The sequence below is a fragment of the Amycolatopsis sp. BJA-103 genome (assembly GCF_002849735.1).
GTDB lineage: Bacteria > Actinomycetota > Actinomycetes > Mycobacteriales > Pseudonocardiaceae > Amycolatopsis.
In genome coordinates this window covers 7,439,373-7,464,120 of the sequence record NZ_CP017780.1, presented here as the reverse complement: position 1 = coordinate 7,464,120, position 24,748 = coordinate 7,439,373, and the positions used below count along the sequence as shown (strand labels likewise).

Annotated in this window: 23 protein-coding genes; 17 read left to right on the top strand and 6 right to left on the bottom strand. The window is 69.8% G+C overall.

Going from position 1 to position 24,748, the window contains the following annotated elements; translation table 11 throughout:
• The first annotated feature begins 11 nt into the window (after positions 1 to 11).
• From dnaJ to BKN51_RS33270, 11 genes are all read left to right on the top strand, one after another.
• Positions 12 to 1,190, top strand: a complete 1,179-nt coding sequence (gene dnaJ, locus BKN51_RS33310; RefSeq protein WP_101611387.1) for a molecular chaperone DnaJ — start codon at positions 12 to 14, stop codon at positions 1,188 to 1,190.
• A gap of 5 nt (positions 1,191 to 1,195) precedes the next feature.
• Positions 1,196 to 1,627 carry a heat shock protein transcriptional repressor HspR gene (locus BKN51_RS33305; protein ID WP_101611386.1) on the top strand — a complete coding sequence of 144 codons (432 nt, stop codon included), beginning with the start codon at positions 1,196 to 1,198 and terminating at the stop codon, positions 1,625 to 1,627.
• A 162-nt stretch (positions 1,628 to 1,789) separates the two neighbouring features.
• A complete protein-coding gene (locus BKN51_RS33300) occupies positions 1,790 to 4,765 on the top strand; it encodes an AfsR/SARP family transcriptional regulator (protein WP_199192939.1) in 2,976 nt (991 codons plus the stop codon).
• Entirely contained in the window at positions 4,762 to 4,959 is a 198-nt protein-coding gene (locus BKN51_RS33295) for a hypothetical protein (RefSeq protein WP_101611385.1), read from the top strand. The genes BKN51_RS33300 and BKN51_RS33295 overlap by 4 nt, the downstream gene beginning before the upstream one ends.
• Positions 4,960 to 5,126: 167 nt before the next feature.
• Positions 5,127 to 5,270, top strand: coding sequence for a hypothetical protein (locus tag BKN51_RS43350; protein WP_158255745.1), 144 nt, complete (start codon positions 5,127 to 5,129; stop codon positions 5,268 to 5,270).
• 63 nt (positions 5,271 to 5,333) lie between these two features.
• Positions 5,334 to 6,086 (top strand): hypothetical protein, encoded by a 753-nt coding sequence (locus BKN51_RS33290; RefSeq protein ID WP_101611384.1) that lies wholly within the window; start codon positions 5,334 to 5,336, stop codon positions 6,084 to 6,086.
• Positions 6,083 to 6,778 (top strand): hypothetical protein, encoded by a 696-nt coding sequence (locus BKN51_RS43345; RefSeq protein WP_158255744.1) that lies wholly within the window; start codon positions 6,083 to 6,085, stop codon positions 6,776 to 6,778. The genes BKN51_RS33290 and BKN51_RS43345 overlap by 4 nt, the downstream gene beginning before the upstream one ends.
• Positions 6,775 to 8,004: an MFS transporter gene (locus BKN51_RS33285; RefSeq protein WP_158255743.1), complete on the top strand. Its 1,230-nt coding sequence runs from the start codon at positions 6,775 to 6,777 to the stop codon at positions 8,002 to 8,004. Before BKN51_RS43345 ends, BKN51_RS33285 begins: the two co-directional genes overlap by 4 nt.
• Positions 8,001 to 9,104 carry an insulinase family protein gene (locus BKN51_RS33280; protein ID WP_101611382.1) on the top strand — a complete coding sequence of 368 codons (1,104 nt, stop codon included), beginning with the start codon at positions 8,001 to 8,003 and terminating at the stop codon, positions 9,102 to 9,104. The genes BKN51_RS33285 and BKN51_RS33280 overlap by 4 nt, the downstream gene beginning before the upstream one ends.
• Positions 9,101 to 10,249 carry an insulinase family protein gene (locus tag BKN51_RS33275; RefSeq protein ID WP_101611381.1) on the top strand — a complete coding sequence of 383 codons (1,149 nt, stop codon included), beginning with the start codon at positions 9,101 to 9,103 and terminating at the stop codon, positions 10,247 to 10,249. The genes BKN51_RS33280 and BKN51_RS33275 overlap by 4 nt, the downstream gene beginning before the upstream one ends.
• The gene (locus BKN51_RS33270) at positions 10,233 to 11,423 is read left to right on the top strand and encodes a cytochrome P450 family protein (RefSeq protein ID WP_233223040.1); all 1,191 of its coding nucleotides are present in this window, start codon (positions 10,233 to 10,235) and stop codon (positions 11,421 to 11,423) included. The genes BKN51_RS33275 and BKN51_RS33270 overlap by 17 nt, the downstream gene beginning before the upstream one ends.
• A gap of 198 nt (positions 11,424 to 11,621) precedes the next feature.
• Here BKN51_RS33270 and BKN51_RS33265 read toward each other — a convergent pair whose 3' ends face one another.
• From BKN51_RS33265 to BKN51_RS33250, 4 genes are all read right to left on the bottom strand, one after another.
• A complete protein-coding gene (locus tag BKN51_RS33265; RefSeq protein WP_101611380.1) occupies positions 11,622 to 12,227 on the bottom strand; it encodes a DUF305 domain-containing protein in 606 nt (201 codons plus the stop codon).
• A gap of 10 nt (positions 12,228 to 12,237) precedes the next feature.
• Positions 12,238 to 12,993, bottom strand: a complete 756-nt coding sequence (locus BKN51_RS33260) for a lytic polysaccharide monooxygenase (RefSeq protein WP_101611379.1) — start codon at positions 12,991 to 12,993, stop codon at positions 12,238 to 12,240.
• 158 nt (positions 12,994 to 13,151) lie between these two features.
• The gene (locus tag BKN51_RS33255) at positions 13,152 to 14,252 is read right to left on the bottom strand and encodes a globin domain-containing protein (protein WP_101613603.1); all 1,101 of its coding nucleotides are present in this window, start codon (positions 14,250 to 14,252) and stop codon (positions 13,152 to 13,154) included.
• Positions 14,253 to 14,712: 460 nt separating this feature from the next.
• Positions 14,713 to 15,918 carry a globin domain-containing protein gene (locus BKN51_RS33250; RefSeq protein ID WP_174720481.1) on the bottom strand — a complete coding sequence of 402 codons (1,206 nt, stop codon included), beginning with the start codon at positions 15,916 to 15,918 and terminating at the stop codon, positions 14,713 to 14,715.
• Between the two features lie 269 nt (positions 15,919 to 16,187).
• On the opposite strand from BKN51_RS33250, the gene BKN51_RS33245 reads away from it, so the two are divergent.
• From BKN51_RS33245 to BKN51_RS33230, 4 genes are all read left to right on the top strand, one after another.
• Positions 16,188 to 16,652, top strand: a complete 465-nt coding sequence (locus BKN51_RS33245) for a MarR family winged helix-turn-helix transcriptional regulator (RefSeq protein ID WP_101611378.1) — start codon at positions 16,188 to 16,190, stop codon at positions 16,650 to 16,652.
• Positions 16,653 to 16,727: 75 nt separating this feature from the next.
• Positions 16,728 to 17,927, top strand: coding sequence for an MFS transporter (locus tag BKN51_RS33240; RefSeq protein ID WP_101611377.1), 1,200 nt, complete (start codon positions 16,728 to 16,730; stop codon positions 17,925 to 17,927).
• 71 nt (positions 17,928 to 17,998) lie between these two features.
• The gene (clpB, locus tag BKN51_RS33235) at positions 17,999 to 20,596 is read left to right on the top strand and encodes an ATP-dependent chaperone ClpB (RefSeq protein ID WP_101611376.1); all 2,598 of its coding nucleotides are present in this window, start codon (positions 17,999 to 18,001) and stop codon (positions 20,594 to 20,596) included.
• Positions 20,597 to 20,783: 187 nt separating this feature from the next.
• Entirely contained in the window at positions 20,784 to 21,494 is a 711-nt protein-coding gene (locus BKN51_RS33230; RefSeq protein WP_101611375.1) for a hypothetical protein, read from the top strand.
• A 52-nt stretch (positions 21,495 to 21,546) separates the two neighbouring features.
• Here the strand turns inward: BKN51_RS33230 and BKN51_RS33225 are convergent, their stop codons facing one another.
• Positions 21,547 to 22,680, bottom strand: coding sequence for a hypothetical protein (locus tag BKN51_RS33225; protein WP_101611374.1), 1,134 nt, complete (start codon positions 22,678 to 22,680; stop codon positions 21,547 to 21,549).
• A gap of 62 nt (positions 22,681 to 22,742) precedes the next feature.
• Positions 22,743 to 22,952, bottom strand: a complete 210-nt coding sequence (locus BKN51_RS33220) for a hypothetical protein (protein ID WP_101611373.1) — start codon at positions 22,950 to 22,952, stop codon at positions 22,743 to 22,745.
• A 212-nt stretch (positions 22,953 to 23,164) separates the two neighbouring features.
• Between BKN51_RS33220 and BKN51_RS33215 the strand changes: the two genes are divergently transcribed.
• Together BKN51_RS33215 and BKN51_RS33210 are read left to right on the top strand one after the other, a co-directional pair.
• Positions 23,165 to 23,932, top strand: coding sequence for an SDR family NAD(P)-dependent oxidoreductase (locus BKN51_RS33215; RefSeq protein ID WP_101611372.1), 768 nt, complete (start codon positions 23,165 to 23,167; stop codon positions 23,930 to 23,932).
• Between the two features lie 277 nt (positions 23,933 to 24,209).
• Positions 24,210 to 24,704 carry a PepSY domain-containing protein gene (locus BKN51_RS33210; protein ID WP_101611371.1) on the top strand — a complete coding sequence of 165 codons (495 nt, stop codon included), beginning with the start codon at positions 24,210 to 24,212 and terminating at the stop codon, positions 24,702 to 24,704.
• Positions 24,705 to 24,748: the final 44 nt, after the last annotated feature.

Below are 24,748 nucleotides of genomic sequence, written 5' to 3'. Positions count from 1 at the left end.
GGAGACGTTCGGTGAGTGCACGGGAATGGATCGGTAAGGACTTCTACCGTGAGCTGGGCGTCTCCTCCGACGCCACCGCGGACGAGATCAAAAAGGCCTATCGCAAGCTGGCCAAGGAGAACCACCCCGACGCCAACGCGGGCAACGCGGAGGCCGAGAAGAAGTTCAAGGCGGTCTCCGAGGCGTACGGCGTCCTGTCCGACACGGCCAAGCGCAAGGAGTACGACGAGGCACGCCGCCTCTTCGGCTCCGGCGGTCCCGGTGGCTTCGGTTTCCCGGGTGGCGGCGGTGGCGCGGGCGGTTTCGACGTCGGCGACATCTTCGGTCAGGCGGGTGGCCAGCAGCAGGCCGGTTTCGGCGGGCTCGGCGACATCCTCGGCGGTCTCTTCGGCCGCCGCGGTGCCGCGGCCGGTGCCACGGCGAACCGGCCGCAGCGCGGCGCGGACGTCGAGACCGACGTCCGGATCGACTTCACCGAAGCGGTCAAGGGCGCGACCCTGCCGCTGAGGCTGTCGAGCCCGGCGACCTGTTCCACCTGCGGCGGGAACGGCGCGAAGCCGGGGACCTCCCCGAGGACGTGTTCGACCTGTCAGGGCAGCGGACTGGTCAGCCGGAGCCAGGGCGCGTTCGCGTTCTCCGAGCCGTGCCGCGACTGCCGCGGCCGCGGCACGATCATCGACGACCCCTGTCCGGAATGCGCGGGCGAGGGCGTTTCCACCCGCACCCGCACCCTGACCGTGCGGATCCCGCCGGGCGTCGCCGACGACCAGCGGATCCGGCTGGCGGGCCAGGGCGAACCGGGCCGGGGTGGCGCGCAGGCGGGCGATCTGTACGTCCGCGTGCACGTCGCACCGCACGCGGTGTTCGGGCGGCAGGACCTCGACCTGACGATCTCCGTGCCGGTGTCCTTCGCGGAACTGGCCCTCGGCGGCACGATCACCGTGCCGACGCTCGAGGGCAAGGTCTCGCTGAAGGTGCCGCAAGGCACGGCGAGCGGTCGCGTGCTTCGCGTGCGCGGCAAGGGAATCGCCAAACGGGACGGCGCGCAGGGCGACCTGCTGGTCACCCTGCAGGCGGCCATCCCGGCCAAGTTGGACGACAAGGCCCGTGAGGCCCTCGAGGCCTACGCGGAAGCCATGTCCGACCACGATCCACGACCGGAGATCACCGAACTTCTCGAAGGCAGGTGAGCAGGATGTTCGGCGGGCTGCCGCACGGCGCGGACGAGGACACCCCGGTGTTCGTCATTTCGGTGGCGGCGCAGCTTTCCGGCCTGCACGCGCAGACCCTCCGGTCCTACGACCGGCAGGGTCTCGTGTCGCCGGGCCGGACCTCCGGTGGGGGACGCCGATACTCCATGCGGGACATCGCGCTGCTGCGCGAAGTGCAGCGACTGTCCCAAGAAGACGGTGTCAATCTCGCGGGCATCAAGCGGATCATCGAGCTGGAGAACCAGGTCGACGCCCTGCGGGACCGGATCGCCGAACTGACCGAGGAACTCACGGCCGCGTACCTCACCGCCGAACAGACGGCCGCGGCCGTGCACGCCTCCTACCGCAAGGACCTGGTCCCGCTGCGGCAGCAGACGGCGCTGGTGGTCTGGAAGCCCAAGCCCAGAAGGATCTGAACCACCGAGCAGGACCCGATTCGGCACCTGGTTCCGACCAGGTGCCGAATCGTTTTCTTGCCCGCTTCGGCGCGGGAGACAGGACTAACGGGCAGCGTTCTCCGAGTTCGGGCCGACGCTCACCGTCCGTGTGTATCGTCGCGACCGAAAGGGGCGGCGCGGATGACGGCGGCACTGCCTGGGGTGGGATTCGTTCTGCTGGGCCCGATGCGGCTGCGGCGGCCCGATGGCGTGATGGTCCCCGTCGGGACACCCAAACAGCAGGCGATGCTGGCCGCGTTGGCGCTGGCCCCCGGAACGGCGCTGTCTCTCGCCAGACTGACGGACACGTTGTGGGACCAGGACATCCCCGCCCGGTCCGCCTCGATCGTGCGGACCTACGCCTGGCGGCTGAGACGGCTGCTCGCCACTTCCGGAGCCGAAGACGAACTGCTGGTGACGGCGGGCGACGGCTACCGGCTGGTCGTCCCCTCCTCGGCCGTTGACACCTCCCGCGCCGAAGAACTCGGTGCCGTGGCTCAAGAAGCGTTGACTTCGGGCGACGCGCACCGGGCCAGGCACGTGCTGTCCGAAGCACTCGGGCTGTGGACCGGCGAGCCGCTCGCCGGGGTGCCGGGACTGTTCGCCGAGCACAGCCGGAGCTGGCTGGACGAGCTGCACACCGCGCTCACCGAGCAGTACCTGGAGGCGGAACTCCGCCTCGGTCACTACTACGAGGTCCAGCCGCGGCTGACGGCGATGATCGCGGAACACCCGATGAGGGAACGGCTGTACGTCCTGCTGATGCGCGCGCTCCACGGGATGGGCCGCCAGGTCGACGCGTTGCGCGTGTTCCACGATGCCCGCCGGACCCTGGTGGAGGCGCACGGGATCGACCCCGGTGCGGAACTGGTCGAACTCCACGAACGCATCCTCCGCGGGGACGACGCGGCCCCGCGTGCCGAGCCGCCGGTCGTCGTCCCGTCGCCCGCCGAACCGCCCGCCGGTGCCTGGCGGCCGACCCCGGCGCAGCTTCCTCCCGATCTGCCGGACTTCACCGGCCGCGCCGATCAGCTCACCGCGCTGCGGGAGGTGCTGACCGCCGCCGACCGGGCGACGCCCGCGGTGGTGGCGATCACCGGGATGAGCGGGGTCGGCAAGACCAGCCTCGCGGTGCATCTGGCCCACGGACTCCGTGAGCGGTACCCGGATGGTCAGCTGCACGCCGATCTCGGCGATCTCGACCAGGTCGGCGATCCGCTGACCGGCCCGGAGCTGCTGGAAGTGCTGCTCACCGGGCTCGGCGTGCCGTCGAACCGGCTGCCCGAACGCCTCGCCGAGCGTCGCGGGTTGTGGCGGTCGCTGGTCGACGGCCGCCGGATGCTCATCGTGCTGGACAACGTCTTCGACGCCGCGCAGATCCGTGACGCGCTGCCCGGTACGCCGGGCTGCGCGGTGCTGATCACCAGCCGCGCGCGGCTGGACGGGCTGCCGCTGCTCACCCAGGTCAGCCTGGAGGTGTTCACCCCGGACGAGGCGCTCGGCCTGGTCCGGCAGTGCGTCGGCGCGCACCGCGTGGCGGCCGAACCGGCGGGCGCGCTCGACCTCGTGACCGCGTGCGGGCTGCTCCCGCTGGCCGTGCGGATCGTGGCGTCGCGGCTCGCGGCGCGCCCTCACTGGACCCTCGCGTCCATGGTCGAGAGGCTGCGGGACGAACGCCGCCGGATAGCCGAACTGCGGGCGGGGCCGCTCGCCATCGAAGCGGTCTTCGAGGTGGCCTATCGACAGCTTCCCGAGCCACTCGCCGGAGACTTCGTGCTGCTCGCCACGGTCGCCGGCGCCGAGTTCACGCTGCCGGAAGCGGCGGCCGTCCTCGGCGTGGATCCGGCCGAGGCCGAAGCGCGGCTGGAGGGCCTCGTGGACGCCTCCATCCTGGACGACACCTTCACCGGCAGATTCCGCGTCCACGAGCTCCTGGTCGCCTTCGGCCGCAGTCGTGACCGGGACCCGGCCGACGAGGCCGCCGCTCTCGACCGGTTGTTGTCGCTGCTGGTGGCCACCGCACGCAACGCTTTCGCGCACGCGGTCCCGGGTGATCCGACCGGCGACGTGCTGGGCACGCGGTCGCCCGCGGGCGCCGGACTGCCGATCGCCGACCTGCGGGCGGCCAGGGAGTGGGCGTCGTCGGTGGGGGACACCGTGGTGTCGGCCTGCGCCAGGGGCGTCGAAATCGGCACCGCGCCCTTGCTGAGCACCGCTGTCGACCTGCTGATCGCGATGAGCCCGTTCACCGCCGAAGCGGGCGCGAGACGACTGGACGTCGCGGCGGCGAACCTGACGAAGGCGGTGGCCCGGCTCCCCGAGCCGATGGGGCCGGGACGGCGGGAGCATCACCGCACCGTCGGCCGGGCCGAATTCCTGGCCAGCACCGTCGCGTTGCGCACGGCCACCCACGCCGACGTCGAGGCGCACGCGCGGCGCGCGGTCGACGCCGCGACGGCGGGCGACGATCCGGTGATCCTCCGGCAGGCGCTCAACAATCTCGGGCTGGCCGCCCAGCTCCGTCACGACTACCTGCTCGCGGTCCGGTGTTTCGATCGCTCCGCCGAGCTGGCGCGGCAGCTCGGCCACGGTTCGGGAGCGGTGACCAGCAGCCTGAACTCCGCGCACGCCATGCTGCGTGGCGGAGACCCCGCGAACGTCCTCGCCGTCTGCGAGTCGGCTCTCGCCCTGGCCAGGGAAATGGGCGACGCGTCGGGGATCGGGTACGCGCTTTACGTGCTCGGCCTCGCGAACCAGGCGCTGGAGCGCCACGAAGCCGCGGCCGAGCGGTTCACCGCCTGCGTGGAGAGCTGCCTGGCGGCGGGAATCCGGGAGCGGGCGGCGCACGCCCTCTACCGGCTCGCCGAAACCCTGCTGGCGCTGGGCCGGGCCGAAGAGGCCGAGACAGAGGCGCTGTCGGCCCTTCGGCTCTGCGAAGAACTCGGAACCCGGCGCGACCAGGCCAACGCGCTGCTCGTGCTCGGCAGGGCCCTCGCCGCGCTGGGCAGATCCGCCGACGCCGTGGCACGGCTGGACCAGGCGCATCTGCTCTTCGTCGATCTCGAACTCCCCGAAGCCGATGACGCGATCCGCGCGATCGAGGAACTCACGCGGTGAGTTCTCAGCTCGCCGACGACGGTGGCGGCGTATCCGAGATGGTGTTGTTCCAGGACGGTCCGGGATCGCTCGTGCTCGCCTGCGCGGCCGCGGCCGAAAATCCGGACATCGTCAGCAAAACCGTCGTGGCCAGCACGACGACCGTCGCGCGCCGAGATCGTCCCCGGCCGCCGTCTTCCAAGATCACGCAGTAGCTCCTTCGCGTTCTCCCCAGGGCCCTTCCACCTTCTCGCGGGTCGATCTACGTCCGATCTACGACCACTGCGAGCGGGCGCAGATCCGCCGTCACGACGATCGGTGTTGCCAACGCGCCACGCCGGTCATCGGTCGTGGCGCAGCCGCACCAGGAAGGAGCAAGTGCATGAACGCGAATCTGGTGACCGCGGAGCAGCTGCTGAAGGTCGAGGCCATCGTGACCGGCCTTCGTGAGCTCGACGCCACCGACGAGGGCCACCAGGCCCTGGTCATGGCGCAGGCGGGCTTCACCCACCCGGACGACCTGTAAGTGCTCCGCAGGCACGGGCCGGGAAGCGATCCCCGGCCCGTGCCTGCACGGAAGGGGGCCGGATTGCCCACCACCGATTCCGTCGGCCTGCTGTTGTCCCGGTTCGCCGAGGTCGTCAGGCGGACCGAGGACTCCTACGGCCCGCACTCGCAGGCGAGGGTGTTCGTCCTCTACGAGGAGCTGATCGCGTTGCGGACGGTGCTGACCGCGGACCCGGGCGAGGAGCGGGTCGCCACCCGGATCCGCGAGCTGAGTGCGCTGATCGGCCAGGCCTATCTCTCCTCCGCAGGCGCCGCGCCACCTCCCCGGCGAAGGGTGCTCTCGGCGGATCCACCGTTGCTGGAGTTCGACCGCGAACTGTTCGAGGAGCGCTATCGTTCCGTCTGCGACGCCGTCCTCGCGGACACGATCGAGCTGCGCGATCCGGTGGAACCGTTGCGGCACTTGACTTCCGGCATCTCCTACATGTTCGTCATCGACGAAGACGAGCGGCTGCTGGTCTGGACGCGGCCGTTCGAACTGGTCGATCTGATCTTCGGGCGCAACCGCGCCAGCGTGGACGGTGTCCCGGTCGCGCATCCGATGCTGGTCCCCGACCGCCTGCTCGCCCGCGCGGCGGGCGAAATCGTGCTCATCGGCGCGGACCGGGTCGCGATGGTCGTCGCCAACACCAAGTCCGGGCACTTCCAGCCGCCCCTGCAGTCGGTCGCGGTGGTGCGGGAGACCTTCCGCCGGGTCTTCGGGCTGACCGAGCCGGACATCGACGTCTTCCACCTCTTCCCGCCTGCCTCGCCGGACGAAAGGACGGGCCGATGACCCGGATCGTGGGTGTCGAGCACGAAAGCAAATGGGCACTCGACCACGCCGAAGCAGGCGCGGATCCGTTGCGGTGGCTCGATTCCCCCGCTGTCCGCGAGAACCTCACCGAACTCACCGAGACGGTGATCGCGACCCAGAGCATCCTGTACCTCGACGACGCCGAGCGCAGCCTCACCACCGACGGCCACTCGTTGCGCATCGCCGCGAACCAGGGGGCGCTGGCCGGGATCGGCTGGATCGGGATCAAGCAGACCATCGACTGGGAGGGCCGCCGGGACGCGCTGGAGATCTCCGAGCGGATCGATCCCGGCGAGCTGACGGCGGTGCTGACCGCCGGGGACGTCCTGCCGCTGCGCCATCTCCGGAACCTCGGACTGGTGCGAGGGCCGCTGGAGACGGTGGGGATCACCAGCCAGCGGCGGATCAAGCGCTTCGGCACGCTCGCCGGCGGCCACCCGTGCGTGTTCAGTGTCGATCTCGTCGAGTTCCGGCGGCCGGACGGGGAGATCACGCCGATCGGCCGGTACACCTGCCTGGAGGCCGAGGTCAACCAGTCCTCGTTGCCGTGCCTGGAGGCCTTCGACGAGTTCTGCGGGGCCGTCGACGGATGGCTCGGCTCGCCGCGGGAATCGCGGACCAAGGCGCAGCTGGCGGTCGCCGCGGCGGACGCGGCGCGGCTTCCACGATGACGGCGGTCGCCGGCGCCGAGGTCAAGGAGCGGCTCGGGCGGCCGTTCTGGTGGCTGTGGGCCGGGCAGTCGTTGTCCGGGCTCGGCGGCACGGCGCAGTCGCTGGCCATGCCACTGTGGGTGCTGCAGGTGACCGGTTCCGCGAGCCTGACCGGCGGCGCGTTCGTCGCCGGCCTGCTGCCCCGGATCGTGTTCTCGCCATGGGCCGGCGTGCTGGCCGACCGGTTCGACCGGCGCGGACTGTCCATCGTGCTCAATCTCCTCGCCGGTGCGGTCACCCTCGTGCTGCTGCTCGTGGTGGAACTGCGGAACATCCCGCTGTACTACGTGCTGACCGTGTTGCTCGGCACGGTCAGCACGCTCAACTCGGCGGTGCTGCCCAGCCTCACGCCCGCCTTGGTGCCCGCATCGCGCCTGGCCGCCGCCGACGCCGCGCAAGAGGTGACCAACGGCGCGATCCTCGCTCTTGGCCCGTTGCTGGGGGCGGCCGTCGCGGTCGGGCTCGGCTTTTCCGGTGCGGTGGCGGCGAACGCGGCCAGTTTCGTGCTCGCCGCGCTGCTCACCTTGCCGATACCGCGTCAACAGCCCGCCGCACGGGGCAGGAGCAGCCCGCTCGCCATGCTGCGTGACGGCGTGCGGGCCCTGACCGGCGACCGTCTACTTCGGACGGCCGTGCTGGCCGAGGCGTCACTCTTCGCCTGCCTCGGTGCCGTTCCGCAGTTCGCGGTGGTGCTGGTGGGCGCGGACGGCCGGACCGCGCAGGCGGGACTGTTCGCCTCCGCGATGGGCGTCGGCTGGCTGACGATGTCGGCGTCGGTGGCCAAACGGCGGGGCGCGCTCAACCCGGCCGTGATGGTGACCGTGGGCGCCGCGCTGGCCGCGCCGGTGATCGGCCTCGTGGTCCTGTGCGCGCACGCCTCGCCGGTCTGGGTCTTTCTCGCCGGATTCGTGGCCGGGGCGCACAATCTGCTTTTCGCGATGCCCAACACGCTGCTGTGCCAGCGACACGCGGATCCGGCCACGCTCGGTCGGGTGCTGGCGTTCCGGCGGTCGTTCGTCGTCTCGGCGCAGTGTGTTTCCCTTGCCCTGGTCACCTTCCTGACACCCATCTGGGGGGTGGGGCCGGTGCTCGCCGTCGCCGGGATCGCCGCCACGGTCATCGCCCTGCCGACGGCCCTCTTCGCGGCGCGACTGGCCCGGAACCTGCCGAAGGCGGTGACGGCGTGAGTCCCGCATCCGACGCGGCCATCGTCGATCTCCCTTATGGCCACCGGGACGACCCCGAAGGTCTCGAGGGCCTGGCCGCGCTGGCGGCGCGGTGGATCGCGGCCACTCCGGACGGTTCGCTGCGGGAGGAACTGGGCTGGCACACCCGGCACCGGCTCGAAGCGCACGTTTCCTCGTTCTCCTACTGGACGGCGATGGGTGATCTGGGCAGGCTGGCCGGTCACTACGAGTCCCGCTTCGGCGGACCGGCCACCCGGCAGCTGGCCGGATTGCGCGAGGCACAGACGCGGTTGCTGCGCAACCGCTCGGGGAACCTCTATCTGCGGATGCTCGACACGATCGAGACAGCGGCTTCCGGGAAAGTCCACTGTGGACCGTTAGGCGACGTCGAATCGATGGCGCGGGTCTCGGCGGAAGACGTCAAGGAGTACCTGGACCGCTGCCGGGAGACGGGCATCGACGTCCACTACGCGAGTGGCGCGTCCCTCGGCCCGGTCGTCCATCGGAGCGATGCCGCGAACCCTTGGCGCGGTGGCCTGGTCACCGCGCCGGTACCCGGGGAGACCAGCGCCAGGGTCGCGGTCCGGCTACCGCTGCGGGCGGACACGCTGCCGGACGGCGCGTTACCGCTGCTGGTCGAGTCGCTGGGCACGGGAGCCGAGGGCCGGTTGATCAGGCTGCTGCGCGGGGCGCGCGGTCTCGCCTACGGGGTCGCCGCGCTGAGCTGGGACGAAGGCGCCGGAGGGGCGAGCGTGGGCGGCTACGCGCTCGTGGATCCCGGGCGCGTGGCCGAAACCGCGACGCTCCTGCTCGACGTGGTGCGCGAGGCGCTGTGCCAGCCGGTTTCCGCCGAACTGGCCGACGCGGCGGTGCGCTGCCGCACGTTGCTGCTCGTCCAAGCCGACGAGCCGTTCGGCGCGGTGGCCGACCGGCGACGTCGGGCGAGGGGCGAACTCCCTCTGGGACGGCTCGCCGAAGCGGTGGCGGAACGTGCGGAGGAAGGTCTCGACCTCGGCGTCCCCGACTCGGCTCCGCCCGCCGTCGCGGTCACCGGCGAAGTGCGCCCGGACCAGCTTTCCCGGTTGGAGTCCCTGACATGACCGTGCCCGAAGAGACCGTGGTTTCCGGGCTCCGCATCCGGCTGCTTCCGGTGCCCGGCGCGCATACCGTCGGCGCCTGCCTGCGGGTTTCCGCCGGATCCAGCGTGGATCCCCCGTTCCCCTGGGGAACGGCCCATCTGACCGAACACCTCCGGATCGCCGCCGCGCTGGACGGCGGTTCCCGGTCGCACCTCACCGGCCACACGGGCAACGCGGAGACCCGCTTCACCGTGGCCGCGGTGCCCGAACACGGCGACCGGGTCGTCCGGACGCTGGTCCGGCTGCTCGACCCGGCGCGGTCCGGCGCCGCCGCGCTCGAAGCCGAACGGCACGCGGTGGCGCTGGAAATGCGCGCCGGGGCGGTCAATCCGTTGGTACTGCTCGGTCCTGCCGCCGCCGAAGCCGCCGTGCCCGAAGGACGGTCGGCCGATACCGCCCGCGCCGACGGGGAAAGCCTCGACCGGATCACCCTCGACGACGTTGCCAGGTTCACCGCCGAGCACTATCGGCCCGAAAACGCGGTCCTGGTCCTCGCGGCGCCTTCGCTGGACCGGGAACGCGTACTGGACGTCATCGCCTCCGCCCTGCCGTCACCGAGCGCGCCGGTGACACCCGGGAATGGCGACGCGGAAAGGCTTCCGCTCGTCCTTCCGTCCGATGTGGACGGACTGACGGTGCTCACCCTGCCGTGCGCGGTCAGCGACCTCGTGGGCCGCTCGGCCGTCCGGGCCCTGACTTCACCGTCCGGCCCGCTCGCGACGCGGACCGCCCGTGCCGGTTTCCCGTTGGTGGGCTCCACCGTCATCGCCGCCGAGAAACACGAGGTCACCGTGCTGTGCTGGCGTGACGAACGGTCGGACCGTCGGCTGCGGGACGCGCTGACGAGCGCCTTCGCGGCCGAGGACGAAGGCGTCGCGGCCTGGCACGGCGCCGACCGGCGGGAGTACCAGGAACGGGCGTTCGCGGGTGTTTCGCCGCTCGGCCGGGCTCAACTGGCCTTGGTACCGCCGTCGCCGGTACCCGGCGCGCGAACGATGCCCGGGGAGTTGCGCCGGGCGGCGGGATCGGCGCGCCTGTGGCGGCTGCGCGCCGGAGTACTGCACGCCGAAGACCTTCCGAAGGAGCACTGTGATCAGCAGTTCTGAAATCATCGACCTGCCCGAGGATCTCTACCGCGATCCGTATACCGTGCTGGCCGGACTCCGGGAGCGGGGACCGGTGCATCGCGTCCGGTGGCCGAACGGCGGCGAGGTTTGGCTGGTCGTCGGCTACGACGAGGCCTTCGACGCGCTGGCGGAGCCGACCCTGATCAAGAACTGGCTGCGCGCCACCGGCCGGATCGGGCCCGGCGCGATCGGGGCCAACATGATCTCCAGTGACCCGCCGGACCACACCCGGCTGCGCAGGCTGGTCTCACGGTCGTTCACCGCCCGCCGGGTCGCCGCGCTGATCCCGCGCGTCGAAGCGATCGCCGTCGAACTCGCCGACCGGATGGCCGCCGCCGTCGGCCCGCGCGACCTGATCGCCGAGTTCGCCTTTCCGCTGCCCGTCTCGGTCATCTCCGAACTGCTCGGAGTGCCGTTCCTGGACAGGGCGGAGTTCTCCGCGCTGTGCGGCCGGATCATGGCCTCCGCCGGGGACGCCTCGGCGGGCCCGATCGACGTCGAGGAGATCAACCGGTACTTCGACGGCCTGATCGAGCGGAAACGGGCCGACCCGGGTGAAGACCTGCTCAGCGCGCTGATCCGGACCACCGACGAGGACGCCGACCGGTTGAGCCAGGCCGAACTCCGGGCCACGACCTTCCTGCTTCTCGTGGCGGGGCACGTCACCAGCACGAACCTGATCGCCAACGGAGTCCTCGCGCTGCTCGACCACCCGGATCAGCTCGCCGCGCTGCGTGCCGACTGGGATCTGCTGCCGCGTGCCGTCGAGGAAATCCTGCGCTACGACGGACCTCAGCCGTTCTCCACCCGCAGGTTCACGACCACGCACTGGCCGGTGGGCGAATCGGGAACGGTGGTCCCGCCCGGGGAGACGGTGATGATCGCCCTCGCCGCGGCGGGTCGCGATCCGGAGCGCTTCCCCCGGCCCGGCGGCTTCGACATCCACCGCGCCGCGACCGGCCACCTCGCGTTCGGCCACGGCATCCACTACTGCCTCGGCGCGCCGCTGGCCCGGATCCAGGTGAGCACCGCGCTTCGGGTCCTGCTGACCCGGTTCCCGGATCTCGCCCTGGCGTCCGGGCAGGACCGCTCCTGGCGGCGCACGCTGATCTCGCGCGGCGTCACCGAACTTCCCGTCCTACTCGGCTCGTGAGTGGTAAGGACGGTTAGAACGGAATCTCACCGTGTCAGGTTCGAGTGGGGAGGATTTGAGACGTTGAACGTCTCAAATCCTCCCCACTCGCCCACATCGGCATCCAGAACAAGGTTTACAAGCTCACCGAGATGACATCAGGATCCAGTGGGCAGGCAAATACAGGTCCACCAGAACCGTGCTTACCACTCACGAGGTTCACTGGCCGGGGACCAGGGTGCGGATCTGCTGGACCTCGCCGGTACGCGAGTCCATGATCCGCTGGGCCAGTGCCTTCGACTCCGGGTTCTTGCCGTCCTTCAGCTCGGTCCTCGCCAGCGCGACCCCGTTGTGCTGGTGCGCGACGAAGATGTCGGCGAAGTCGAGCGTGAACTCCTGGCCGTCCTTTTTGGACAGTGCCTCGAGCAGGCCCTTGTCCGTGAGCCCGTCGCCACCGTGATGGTGGTGCGCGTGCGGATCCATCGAGCCCGTCTCGGGTTTGCCCCAGGCCTTCAGCCAGTTCCGCATGTCGGTGCTCTCGGTCTGCTGCGTCGCCTCGATGGCGGCCGCGAGATTCTTGAGCTCCTCCTTCTGCGCCTGTTTGGCGGGCACCAGCTTGACGATCTCCACGCCCTGGCTGTTGTGGGCGAGCATCATCTGCAGGAACATCACGTCGGCGTCGTTGTACTCCGCGGACGCCGGGGCGCCCGTGGCCGACTGGGGAACCGGGGAGATCGGGGCGCCTGCGGTGTTGGGTGAGCCATCGCCGGCCCCGCAGCCCACGAGGGCCACGAGACCGGCGACGAGAACGAGGGCGAGCTTCACTGCCGTGTCCTCACTGCCGAGACCACAGCGCCGGGGTGTTCGGGGGTTCCCAGCCCTGGATCGCCGTGTGTGCCAGCTGGCAGCGGTAGCTCGCGCCGCCGTAGGTCACCGTGCTGCCGACCGCGTAGGCCGTCCCGGTCGCCCAGGTGCCGCCGGCGGGCGGGTTGCTGGTGCTGGTCGGCGGGTTCGACGTCGACGGCGGGTTGCTCGTGGTCGGCGGGTTGCTGGTGCTGGTGGGCGGGTTGCCGCCGCCGATCTGCAGGTCGATGCAGCTGTAGAAGGCCATCGGCGTGTCCGCGATGTTCCAGATGGCGAGCACCTTCTGGCGGCCGCTGAAGCCGTTCAAGCTCACCGTGTGGGACGTCGGGTCCTTCGGCGCGGAGTTGTTCCCGCTGATGTCGGCGATCTTGGTGCCGCCGATGTAGTACTCGTAGTTCGTGGTCCGGTGGTAGGCGGTGAACTTCCAGTTGAAGGTCACGCTGTTGCCGACCGACGCGGCGGGCCACGACTTCGATTCGTCGTTGAGCTGCGCGAACCCCGGGACGCCGCCGTTGCAGCTGCGGAGCCCCTTGGGGCCCTCGACACTCTGGGGTTCGTAGACGATGCTGCCGCAGCCCGAAACCTTGCCCTGGGCGCAGTTCGCCTGGCGGCTGGGTGGGGTCAGCACGTAGCCGTGCGCGCTGGCCACCTGCGGGATGGCCACGATGGCGATCGGGGCGAGGATCGCACCGGCGGCGGCTGCCACGAGTTTGCGTTTGACGGTCATGCCGGCTCCTGGGGTGGAACGACGGTGTTCCCGTGAGGGGGAGCAATGTGGTCTAGACCATAAATCCGACGGTGACCGTGGTCAATGATTCACAGACCTACTGCTGCATAGAGCCCAGGTAGAACAGCCGAACGGCCTAATACGAACGAACCACTGGATCAGTCCAGGGTGAAGGGGTCGTACTTGATCCTCGCCAGGTCCGTGCCGGCGGCGAGCAGTTTCGCGATCGTCGCGCGGATCATCGACGGTGACCCGGCGACGTACACGTCGCGGTCCTTCCAGTCGCCGCGCTGCGTGACAGCCATGGCCAGCGTGCCGCGGTCACCGCCGGTGATGGTGCCTTCCTCGGTCACCGGGGTCACCGTCAGCCAGGGGCAGGTGACGGTCAGCCCGCGGAGCTCGTCGAGGGCGTAGAGGTCTTCCGGCTTCCGGCCGCCGAAGAACAGGTGCACCGGCGGGTTGCTCCGCCAGCGTGACATGTCGTCGAGCAGGGCGAGCAGCGGCGCGATCCCGGTGCCCCCGCCGACCATCAGCAGCGGACGGCTTTCCGTGTGGTGCACCGAAAGTGCGCCGAGAGAGGGGCCGAGACGCCAGACGTCACCGACCCGGGTGTGGCGGACGATCGCGCGCGAGACCCAGCCGCCGCGCACGGCGTGCACGTGGAACTCCATCGTCCCGTCGTCGTGCGGCGCGGTGGCGGGTGAGAAGTACCGCCACATCCGGGGCCTCTGGGGGACCTCGACGCTGACGTAACCGCCGGCGCGGTACGGGAGCGGCTGATCCGTGCGCACCTTGATGATGGCGACGTCGCGGGACGCGAGACGGTGTTCGATGACCGTCGCCTTCCACCACGCGGGCCCGACCTCCTTGCCCGCGGCTTCGCGCATGCTCTTCGAAATGACGCCGTACGCGGTGACCCAGGCGTCTTCCACCTCCGGCGTCCAGTCGTCCTTCAGGAACCTTTTCAGCGCGGCGATGAGCGCGACGCCGACAGCGTCGTAGTGGCGGCCGAGGACATCGAACTTCCGGTGGTCGCGGCCGAGTTGGGCGAGGAAGGTGGTCAGTTCGTCGGGCCGGTCCACCATCTGCACGACGTAGACGAGGGCGCGCAGTAAACGATTTCGTTGCGTGGCCATGTTGATCGGGAACAATGCCCTGGCGTCCGGCGAAACGGAGAAGAGTACCCCGTAGAAGTACTGGGACAGCTCTTCGGCTCTCGTTTCGACGGAGGCGAAACTCTCCCGGATGAGCTTCGCCATCTGGACGGTCTTGTCCGCGGCGGGTGCTTCGACCAGGGGCGGGACCGGAACCGGTGAAGATCTCGACGAACTCGGTGGATGTTCGTATTTCACTGTTTCTGCTGTCATGGGTGAACGATGTTCTCCTGTTTGATCGGGCATATTCTCCAGACCCGATGTCGTGATGGTGCGGTTGTTCCTCTGAAGGTTCTCGACTGTATGCCCGAAAGTCGTAAAAGGATCCGCGAATGGATGTTTCCCGCTCGAACGGACCAAACGATATACACGCCGTCAACCCCATCTGGCACTAAGTAAAGGTGATCATGCGCGAGCGATTTCCGTTGCTCACCAGTGTTTTTTTCGCCAGTTCGCGGCGAAACATGATCCGCCGATCGGGTGGCGTTCTTTCCGCGATTAGCCGGTTACGTAACGGCAGGCGGTGTTTTGCTGATCTCCATTGTGGAGTCGCATTCACCGGGGTCTAGTCGATGGTGAAGGGGTCGTACGTGATCTGGTCGAGCGCGCTGCCCGCGACCAGCATCCGGGACACCGTCGCGCGGATCATCGTCGGCGAACCGGACACGAGAATGCGGTGCCCTGGCCAGGATCCGTTCTGGGTGACGGCTTCCGCGAGGGTGCCCTGGACGCAACCGGGCGCTTCCTCGCCGCGCTCGACCACCGGGGTCACGGTGAGCCAGGGGTTCGTGGCCGCGAGAGCGCGTAACTCGTCGAGGTCGTACAGGTCCTCACGCGACGGTCCACCGTAGAACAGCTGGACCTTGGGATTCTCGCCCCACTGCGCGAGGTCGTCCAGAATGGCGCGCAACGGCGCGACGCCGGTGCCGCCCGCGATCATCAGGACGGGGCGGCCGTCGGCGCGGTCGATCGAAAGCCTGCCCAGCGGCGGACCCAGCCGCCAGACGTCGCCCGGCTGCGTGTGACTCACGATCGCGCGGGACACCCAGCCACCGTCGACGGCGCGCACGTGGAACTCGATGCCGCCGTCCTCGCGCGGCGCGTTCGCCGGCGACAGATAGCGCCAGAGCCTCGGCCGCTGCGGGACTTCGACACTCATGTACTGCCCCGGCTGGTACGGCACCGGGAATTCGGGCTGGACGCGGACCAGGGCGAGATCCCAGGTGAGCCGCCGGTGTTCGAGCACGGTGGCCGACCACGACGCGGGGTTGATGTCGGCCGCGGCGGCCTCCTGCATCGCCCGGGCGACGATGGTGAACGCCTCCGCCCAGGCCCGTTCGACCTCCGGTGTCCAGTCCGGACCGAGGTGGTTCTTGAGCGAGGCGAGCAGCGCGGTGCCGACGGCCTCGTAATGCCGCGGGATGACGCCGAACTTGCGGTGGTCGCGGCCGAGCTGCGTCAGGAACGGCACGAGGTCGTCCGGCCGGTCGACCATCTGCACGATGTGGACCAGCGCCCGCACCAGCCTGCCGCGCTGGACCTCCATGTTGATCGGGAAGAAGTCCCGGGTCGCGGGCGCGAGGGTGAACAGCATCCCGTAGAAGAACTGGGAGATCTCCGGGATGAAGGGTTCCGACTTCGCCCACGTGTCACGGATGAGCCGCACCATCGCGGTGACCGCGGGCGGGGCCTCCCTCGGTGCCGAGGATCGAGGGACCGGGCTGACCGCGTCGGCCGTCACGGGCTGGGAGTCGCTGATCGGGAAGTGCATACCGGAAGGGGAATCCGCTGGATCACGGACGGGGGACCACTGGAGAAGAATTCACGGATCATTCACCTCTCCGGTCAGTGGCTGTCGGCCGGTCGGCTGGTTCCGGCTCGCTCGCGAGACTAGCCGCCGGGAGACCTTTTGCCTGCATCGTTGCTCCGGACGGGTGTACTCGAATCCGGGTCGCAGTGGGCGATCTCACGAGGTAAATAGTTGCCTTACGCAAGTGTCGCCGAATAAAGTTGTACTGTACAAGTAGCTGGGAGGCAACGATGAGCTCCGCCGACGACGCCAGGGTCGAACTGATGCGTGAGCTGAAGGCCGCCTCCCAGCTGCAGCACGCTTGGATCATGCAGGCCTGGCAGGACGACCCCGGTCTGCATCCGGCGGCCGCGATGCTGCTGTCCGACCTCGCGAAGCATGGCGAGGCGCGCCCCTCGGAACTGGCCAAACGGCGCTTTGTGGACCTCTCCGTCGTGAGCAGGCAAATCTCCCAGCTGTCCGCGGCGGGCATGGTCGACCGCCGGCCCGCGCCCGAGGACGGCCGCGCGTCGATCATCAGCATCTCCGAACAGGGCCACGAGGAACTGGGCCGCCGCCGGGCCGGTTATCTGAAGTTCATGGAGCGTGCGCTCGGTGACTGGGACGAGGAGAAGGTCCTCGAACTGACCACGCGCCTGGCGGAGATGAACGCCGACGTTCGCGCTGTCCTGTCGGTACGGACTTGCGACGTCTGACGGCGGCCATTGCTACCCGTCGGTCTTGACTGAACGGACCTTTCGTAGCGCTGTGGCGCCGGTAGCGTCGAAGTTGTGCGGAGCAGGGTCGCGTTGCTGGTCGCTTTGGGAATCGACAACTTCGGCTCGGGACTCTTCCTCCCGCTGGGCCTCGTCTTCGTCATCCGTGTGGTGGGTCTTCCACTCGCCCAGGCGGGGGCTGCGGTCACGCTCGGTGCGCTGGCCGGTCTGCTCGTCCCCGTGTTCGCGGGGCGGTTCGTGGATCTTTTCGGCCCGCGGACGGTGATGATCTGCTCCCACCTCCTCCAGGCCGCCGGGGCGGGCGCGTTCCTGCTGGCCGGCGGTTTCACCGGCGTCGTCGGGGCGTCGGTCATGCTCGCGGCCGGACAACAGTTGTTCTACAGCTCGCAGTTCTCGCTCATCGCCGACGTCGCGGGCGAAGGGCCGAAGGACCGGCCGTTCGCCGAAGCCGCGATGGTGCGCTCCGCGGGCTTCGGGCTCGGCGGGCTCGCGGCCGCAGGGTTGCTGGTGTGGGTCGGGCGCGAGGGACTGTATGTCGCCGTCATCCTCGACGTCTTCACGTTCGTCGTCGCCGCGGCGATCCTCGCGACGCTGGTGCCGCCGGTCCAGCGGCGAGTGCGACGGCTTTCGAACCCCGCCGGTGTTTGGCGAAATCGCCCTTACCTGGCGCTGATCGTGTTCAGCGGGCTCTTCGCGCTCACGATGGACTTCTTCCTCATCGGAATGCCGGTGTACGTCTTCAACGCGCTGCAGGGTCCTGGCTGGCTTCCCGGCGCGATCATCGCGCTGCTCACCGTCGTCACCAGTCTGGGTGGTGTCGCCGGGTTGCGGCTCACCCGGAGGCTGACCCGGATCGCCGCGATGCGCGCGGGCTCGGCGCTGTTCGCGGTGTGGTGCCTGGCGTGCCTCGCGGTGGTGCTCGTGCCGAAGGTTCTCCAGCCGGTTTACCTGCTCGGCGCGACCCTCGTGCTGGCCGCGGGCGATCTCGCGTTCGGCCCGCGGTCCGGGGCGCTCGCCGAAGCCGCGGCACCACCCGAGGCGCGAGGCCGGTACTTGGCGGCCTTCCAATACGCGTTCACCCTCGCCGCGGTGATCGCTCCGGCCGTCGTCGCGCTGTTCTCCGTGGCAGTCTGGATCCCGTGGGTGCTCGTCGCCGCGTGCGCCTGCGCGGCCGTCGTCGGCCTCGGCCGGGTGGGCCCGCGGTTGCCCGCGGAAGCCGTCTCGCCGACCGGAGTTCGACCTATTCAGAGTTGAGCGGAACAGACTCAACTTTTCTGACGTTGTACCTGTCGACAGACTTGGAAACAGCTAGTACGAGGTGAGGGATGGACGCTTTCAACCCGACCACGAAGACCCAGCAGGCGATCTCGTCGGCGGCACAGGCGGCCACGATGGCGGGGAACCCGCACGTGGCGGCCGCGCATCTGCTCGGCGCCCTGCTGGCGCAGGGTGAGGGGCTCACCGCACCGCTGCTGACCGCGGTCGGGGCCGACCCCGCGCAGGTGCACAAGGAGCTGGAGCCGCTGATCGCGGCGCTGCCGTCGGCGACCGGCGCCACCGTGTCGAGCCCGCAGTTCGACGCGCACGCGGTCAAGGCGCTGACGCACGCGCAGAAGCTCGCGACCGAACTCGGCGACGAGTACGTCTCGACGGAGCACCTTCTCGTCGGCCTCGCCACCGAAGGCGGCCCGGTGGCCGACCTGCTCAAACGGCACGGCGCCACCCCGGACGCGCTGCGCGAGGCGTTCGCCAAGGTGCGCGGCTCCGCGCGGATCACCAGCGCGGATCCGGAGAGCACGTTCAAGGCGCTGGAGAAGTACGGCGTCGACCTGACCGAGCGCGCCCGTGCCGGCGAGCTGGACCCGGTGATCGGCCGCGACACCGAGATCCGCCGCGTGGTGCAGGTGCTCTCACGCCGGACCAAGAACAACCCGGTGCTCATCGGCGAGCCCGGCGTCGGCAAGACCGCCATCGTCGAGGGGCTCGCCCAGCGGATCATCGCCGGTGACGTGCCGGAGTCGCTGCGGGGCAAGCGCGTGGTGGCGCTGGACCTCGGTTCGATGGTCGCGGGAGCCAAGTTCCGCGGCGAGTTCGAAGAGCGGCTGAAGGCCGTGCTCAAGGAGATCACCGACTCCGCGGGCGAGGTCGTCACCTTCATCGACGAGCTGCACACCATCGTCGGCGCGGGCGCGACCGGCGAGGGCGCGATGGACGCGGGCAACATGATCAAGCCGATGCTCGCCCGCGGCGAGCTGCGGATGGTCGGCGCGACCACGCTCGACGAGTACCGCCAGCACATCGAGAAGGACGCCGCGCTGGAGCGGCGCTTCCAGCAGGTGCTGGTCGGCGAACCGTCACCCGAGGACACCATCGCCATCCTGCGCGGGCTCAAGGAGCGGTACGAGGTGCACCACGGGGTGCGCATCACCGACGCCGCGCTGGTCGCCGCCGCGACGCTGTCCGACCGCTACATCACCGCCCGGTTCCTGCCGGACAAGGCGATCGACCTGGTCGACGAGGCCGCGTCGAAGCTCCGCATGGAGATCGACTCCCGGCCGGTCGAGATCGACGAGGTCGAGCGCGCGGTGCGGCGGATGGAGATCGAGGAGATGGCGCTGTCCAAAGAGGACGATGTCGCCTCCAAGGAACGACTCGCCGCGTTGCGTTCGGAACTGGCCGAGAAGCGGGAGACGCTGACGGCGCTGACCGCCCGCTGGCAGAACGAGAAGGGCTCGATCGAACGCGTCCGCGAACTCAAGGAGCAGCTGGAGCAGCTGCGCGGCGAGTCCGAACGCGCCGAACGCGACGGCGACCTCGGCAAGGCCGCCGAACTCCGCTACGGCCGGATTCCCGCGCTGGAGAAGGAGTTCCAGGCCGCGACCGAAGCCAACGAGGTCAGCCAGCAGAACGTCATGCTGAAGGAGGAGGTCAGCGCGGACGACGTCGCCGACGTGGTCAGCGCGTGGACCGGCATCCCGGCGGGACGGCTGCTGGAGGGCGAGACGGGCAAGCTGCTCCGCATGGAGGAGGAACTCGGCAGGCGGGTCATCGGGCAGAAGGAGGCCGTGCAGGTCGTCTCGGACGCGGTGCGCCGCACCAGGGCGGGCGTCGCGGACCCCGACCGGCCGACCGGTTCGTTCCTGTTCCTCGGCCCGACCGGCGTCGGCAAGACCGAGCTGGCGAAGGCCCTCGCCGAGTTCCTGTTCGACGACGAACGCGCGATGCTGCGGATCGACATGAGCGAGTACGCCGAGAAGCATTCGGTGGCGCGCCTGGTCGGGGCGCCGCCGGGGTACGTCGGCTACGACCAGGGTGGGCAGCTGACCGAGTCCGTGCGCAGGCGGCCGTACTCGGTGGTGCTGCTGGACGAGGTCGAGAAGGCGCACCCGGACGTGTTCGACGTGCTCCTCCAGGTGCTCGACGACGGACGGCTCACCGACGGCCAGGGCCGCACGGTGGACTTCCGCAACACCATCCTGGTGCTGACCTCGAACCTCGGTTCGCAGGCCATCGCCGACCCGTCGCTCGACGAGCGGCAGCGCAACGACGCGGTGATGTCGGTGGTGCAGCGGCAGTTCAAACCGGAGTTCCTGAACCGGCTGGACGACATCGTGGTCTTCCACGCGCTCGGCACCGACGAGCTGACGTCCATTGTGGACATCCAGATCGACAGGCTCGCCTCGCGGCTGGCGCGGCGCCGCCTGACGCTGGACGTCACCGCCGGGGCGCGCGAGTGGCTCGCGCTGAACGGCTTCGACCCGATCTACGGCGCGCGGCCGCTGCGGCGGCTGGTGCAGTCGGCGATCGGCGACAAGCTGGCGAAACAGTTGCTGGGCGGTGAGGTCCGGGACGGCGACACGGTCCGGGTCGACATCCCGGCCCAGGAGGCGTCGGAAGCCCTGACGGTCACCCGGGTGGACTGACAGCGGCCTCGTGAGTGGCAAGGACGGTTCTAACCGTCCTTGCCACTCACGAGCCTTGGCGACACGGCGACTTGTCGACGTTTTCCCGCGTCTTTCGTGGTCTTTCCCGCGCCCGCCACCGAAAGGTGGGCGCGACACGGCGCCCGGCGATCACATCCGGTGAGGGCAGGGGGATACCCTGACCGTCGTGGGTATTCCGGCGTGGATCTGGTTCGTCATCGCCGCCGTCGCCTTGGTGGCGGGGCTGGCGCTGCTCGCGGCCGACCGGGCGAAGGAGGGCTCGCGCAATCGCGAGCGAATGCGCTGGGCCGAGCTGCGCGGCTGGCAGTTCGTCGAGGAGGACGAGCGGTTGCCGCGGCAGTGGTCCGGCGGCGCGATCGGGTACTTCGGCGCGCAGGTGGCGGTCAACGTCGTGGCCGGGTCCACCTTCACCTCCGACGGGAGGCGCCCCGTCTTCATCTTCGACATCGAGACCGAGGGCCAGATCCCGGCGGTCGTGGTCGCCGTGCGCTGCAACCGCGTGCACGAGACGCCGCTGGAGATGTGGTTGTCCAGCGTGCCGTTCCAGCGCCAGGACATGCCCGAGATGCTCGGCCCGATCGGCCAGCGCTACGCCTTCGCCGACGATTCCGAGGGTGCCCGCAAGGTGATCACCCAGGAACTCGTCGACGCGGCCGACTCGCTCGGCGGCGACGTCGGCGTGGCGTGGCTGGAGAACGAGTGGGTGCTCGCGAGCGTCGCGCCGAACGCCGGTCCGTCGCGGCTCGAGCGGCTGCTGCGCGACCTCGGCGAGATCGCCGACATCGTGGACCCGTTCGACGAGGAGTACGACAACGCCCAGGCCCCGGGTCGTCACTGGCAGGCCGAGGCCGCCGATGACATCGAGCCCAAGAGCTGAGTAGTCAGGCGCAGCCTGTCCATTGAGGGTGGCGGCGGGGCGGGGGTCCGGGCTAGGACGGCTTGAGCTCCAGCGGGAGTGCGCTCGCGGTCATGCCGGTGTGCGCCGGCTGACCGAGCACGGTCAGGTCGAGCGTCCCGGACTGCGTCAGACGCCCGGCCTGTGCCGGATCGGTCGTGGGCAGCACTCCGCGCAGCGAAGTCGTCGCGGTGCCGCGGGCGGACGCCACTTCGCCGATGCCGAGGTCGCCGCTGATCGTGTTCGCGCCGGATCCGGTGAGCCCCGCGCCGCGCTGCGCCAGATCCGCGTCCTGCCCGGTGGTCACCAGCCCCGTCGCCGGGCCGACGGTGCCGCCGAGCGCGTGTTCCTGGCCGAAATCGGCGCCCGAGCCGACGTCCAGCGGCAGGACACCCTCGAACCGGCCGCCGCCGTGCTGTGCCGACGTCGTCCCGACGGCCGCGAAGTCACCGAGGTCGACGGCGTGCCCGGAAGACCGTCCCGTCTCCAGCATTCCGCCGAGGTCGCCGGAGAATCCGCCGTCGAGCCGCAGGGCCCTGCCGAGTCCTCCGGCGGCGTGCTGTTCGGTCTCGTTGATCACGCCGACGCCGGGCAGCGGGCGGACGGAGTGATAGGTCCCCTCGGAAGCGCCGACACCACGGCTGTCCTGGGAGACGAGGCTGGGGGTGCCCGTGCGCGGGTCGAGCGCCGCCTCGGTCAGCCGCGCGCCGGATCGCTCGAGCTTGGTCTCGTTCCCGGCCACGACGCTGCCGTAACGGTCGAGCTTCACCGTGTCCCGCTGGCCTTGCGTGACAGCCTCAGCGGTCTTCGCCGCGGCGAGCGCGCCGACCTTGTCGGGCCGGACGGTGACGCCGTCGCGGGTCTCGATGGTCTCGCTCGCCGACCGGCGGACGTCCGCGACGATCTTCGCGTCGCCGAGGTCCTTGCTGTAGACGTTCCGTTCGGTGCTGGTCAGGAAGCCGCGAAGGACGGACGTGTCCCCTTCGCTCGTGAAGCCGACCCCGCGTTCGAGGGTGCCTTCGCGTTGATGATCGAGAGGAAGCGGGATCGCCGGATCCGTCTGGGCGGCGAGCGCGGTGGCCGGACCGGCGAACAACAACGCCAGCGGCGCGGCGCCGGCCGCGACTTTGGGCAGGTAGCTCGGCTTGCGCCTGCTGTGCTTCCCCATGGTGCGGGACGATACTTCCCGGCTTGGGCCGATGCACGTCAAGTCCCCACGGTGGGTGACATTCACGCTGGCTCGTCGGGCCGCTCCGGTGACTTCTTCGACGACGTGAGTTCGAGGTCGATCCCGCGAAAAGGTCGGATTCTGGCTTTGACGTCCTTGTCCTTGGCGATTTCCGGAAGTCTCGCCAGGAGAGTGCGCAAGAGGGCGAGCGTGCCCAAAGTGGTGATGAGGAGAAGCCCGACGGAAATCCACGAGCCCAGCAGCCAGGACATGGCGCACCCATCCGGCGACCACTCCGGAGCGGTTGGCCGCTGGCTAAGTGGACATGTCCAGCATTACACCGCAAGCCTCGCATTCGGGCTCCGGAACGATGTGGCCCCCCGGCCCATCTCCGAACGCGATTCCCTCGAGCTGTCCGAATTCTATCGGGAAAGTCCCTGCTGTGGCAGCCCACGACCGGGCGACCGGCGAGTAGGTTCCCGGTATGACATCCACCGCCCTGATCACCGGCGCCACCGCCGGCATCGGCGCGCAGTTCGCGCGCAGGCTCGCCGCCGAGGCGTACGACCTCGTGCTCGTCGCCCGCGACGTCGACAGGCTGGAGAGCTTCGCCGCGGAGCTGGTCGAGGCGCACGGGGTCGACGTCGTCGTGCTGCCCGCCGATCTGTCCGAAGTGGACGGACGTGCGCTGGTCGAGGCCCGGCTCGCCGACGAGCCCGTGGATCTCCTGGTGAACAACGCGGGCTTCGGCCTCAACGGGGACTTCTGGACCATTCCGCCGGACGCGCTGCAGCGTCAGCTCGACGTCAACGTCACTGCGGTCCTGCGGCTCACCCGCGCCGCGCTGCCAGGGATGATCGAACGCGGCGAAGGCGCGATCATCAACGTCAGCTCGGTCGCCGGTTTCTTCAGCGGCCGCGGTTCGACGTACACGGCCAGCAAGAACTGGGTCACTTCGTTCACCGAGGGCATCGCGGCCTCGCTGCCGAAGAGCATCCGCATGATGGCGCTCTGCCCCGGGTTCACCACCACCGAGTTCCACGAGCGGGCCGGGCTGGACCGGCCGGGTCCCAAGGCGTTCTGGCTCGGCGTCGACCAGGTCGTGGACGAGGCGCTCGCGGATCTGCGCCGCGGCAAGGTGATCTCGGTGCCGAGCCTGCAGTACAAGGCGCTCGTCGCGGTCGGCGGGCTGCTGCCGAGGGCGGTGCTGCGCAAACTCGGCGGTGGGTTCGGCGGCAAGGGCCGTACCTGAGGGGGTGTGTGGAAATAGGGACGTTGAGTGTCCCTATTTCCACACACCCCCCTCGGATCCGGTGATCACAGGGACTGTCGCGCGGGACCGTGTGGATTTTGGGTCATCCAACGCCACAAAAACCACACGGTGAGGAACGCGATCCGGCGTCGGTCGATCGACCGCACTCCGTTGGCCTCCGCGAGTACACCGGGAGCGGCGGTGTGATCGGGGGTGTGAGACCGGCACCTCGCCGCATGGCGGTTCGAGCCCGTGCCGGGCGGGTATCTCTCCGATCATGAGGTCATCACGTCTTGTCGCGGCCGGAGTGCTGACGCTGGCCTTGGCCGCCTGTTCCACCGAGCCGCCGGCGGGCCCGCCGCCACCGGCGCCGGGCGGAGAGAGCGCGCAGCCGGTGAAGGCGATCGAAGCGGCGGCGGGCGCCTTGCCCGACGGGAAAGTCTTCGACGTGGAACACGCCAACGACGGCTGGGAGATCAAGGTCGCGTCGAACGGGCAGGAACACAAGGTGCGCGTGAGCCGCGACGGTGCTCGGATCCTCGGCAAGCAGCAAACGGCCAAACCGAGCGACGACTTGGCGAAGGCCGAACAAGCGAGTGTCGACGCGGTCAAGGCATTGCGGTCCGCGCAGCAGCGTCAGCCCGGTGAGCTGGACGAGATGGAGATCGATCGCGCCGCCGACGGCACCGTTGTCTGGGAGGTCGGGCTTCGCGACGGTACGGCGACCGAGCACGAGGTCATCGTGGACGCCAAGACCGGCGAGGTGAGGTAGGGCGCGCCCTACCAAGGAGACGCACGTTTGCCCCAGGGTGCTTC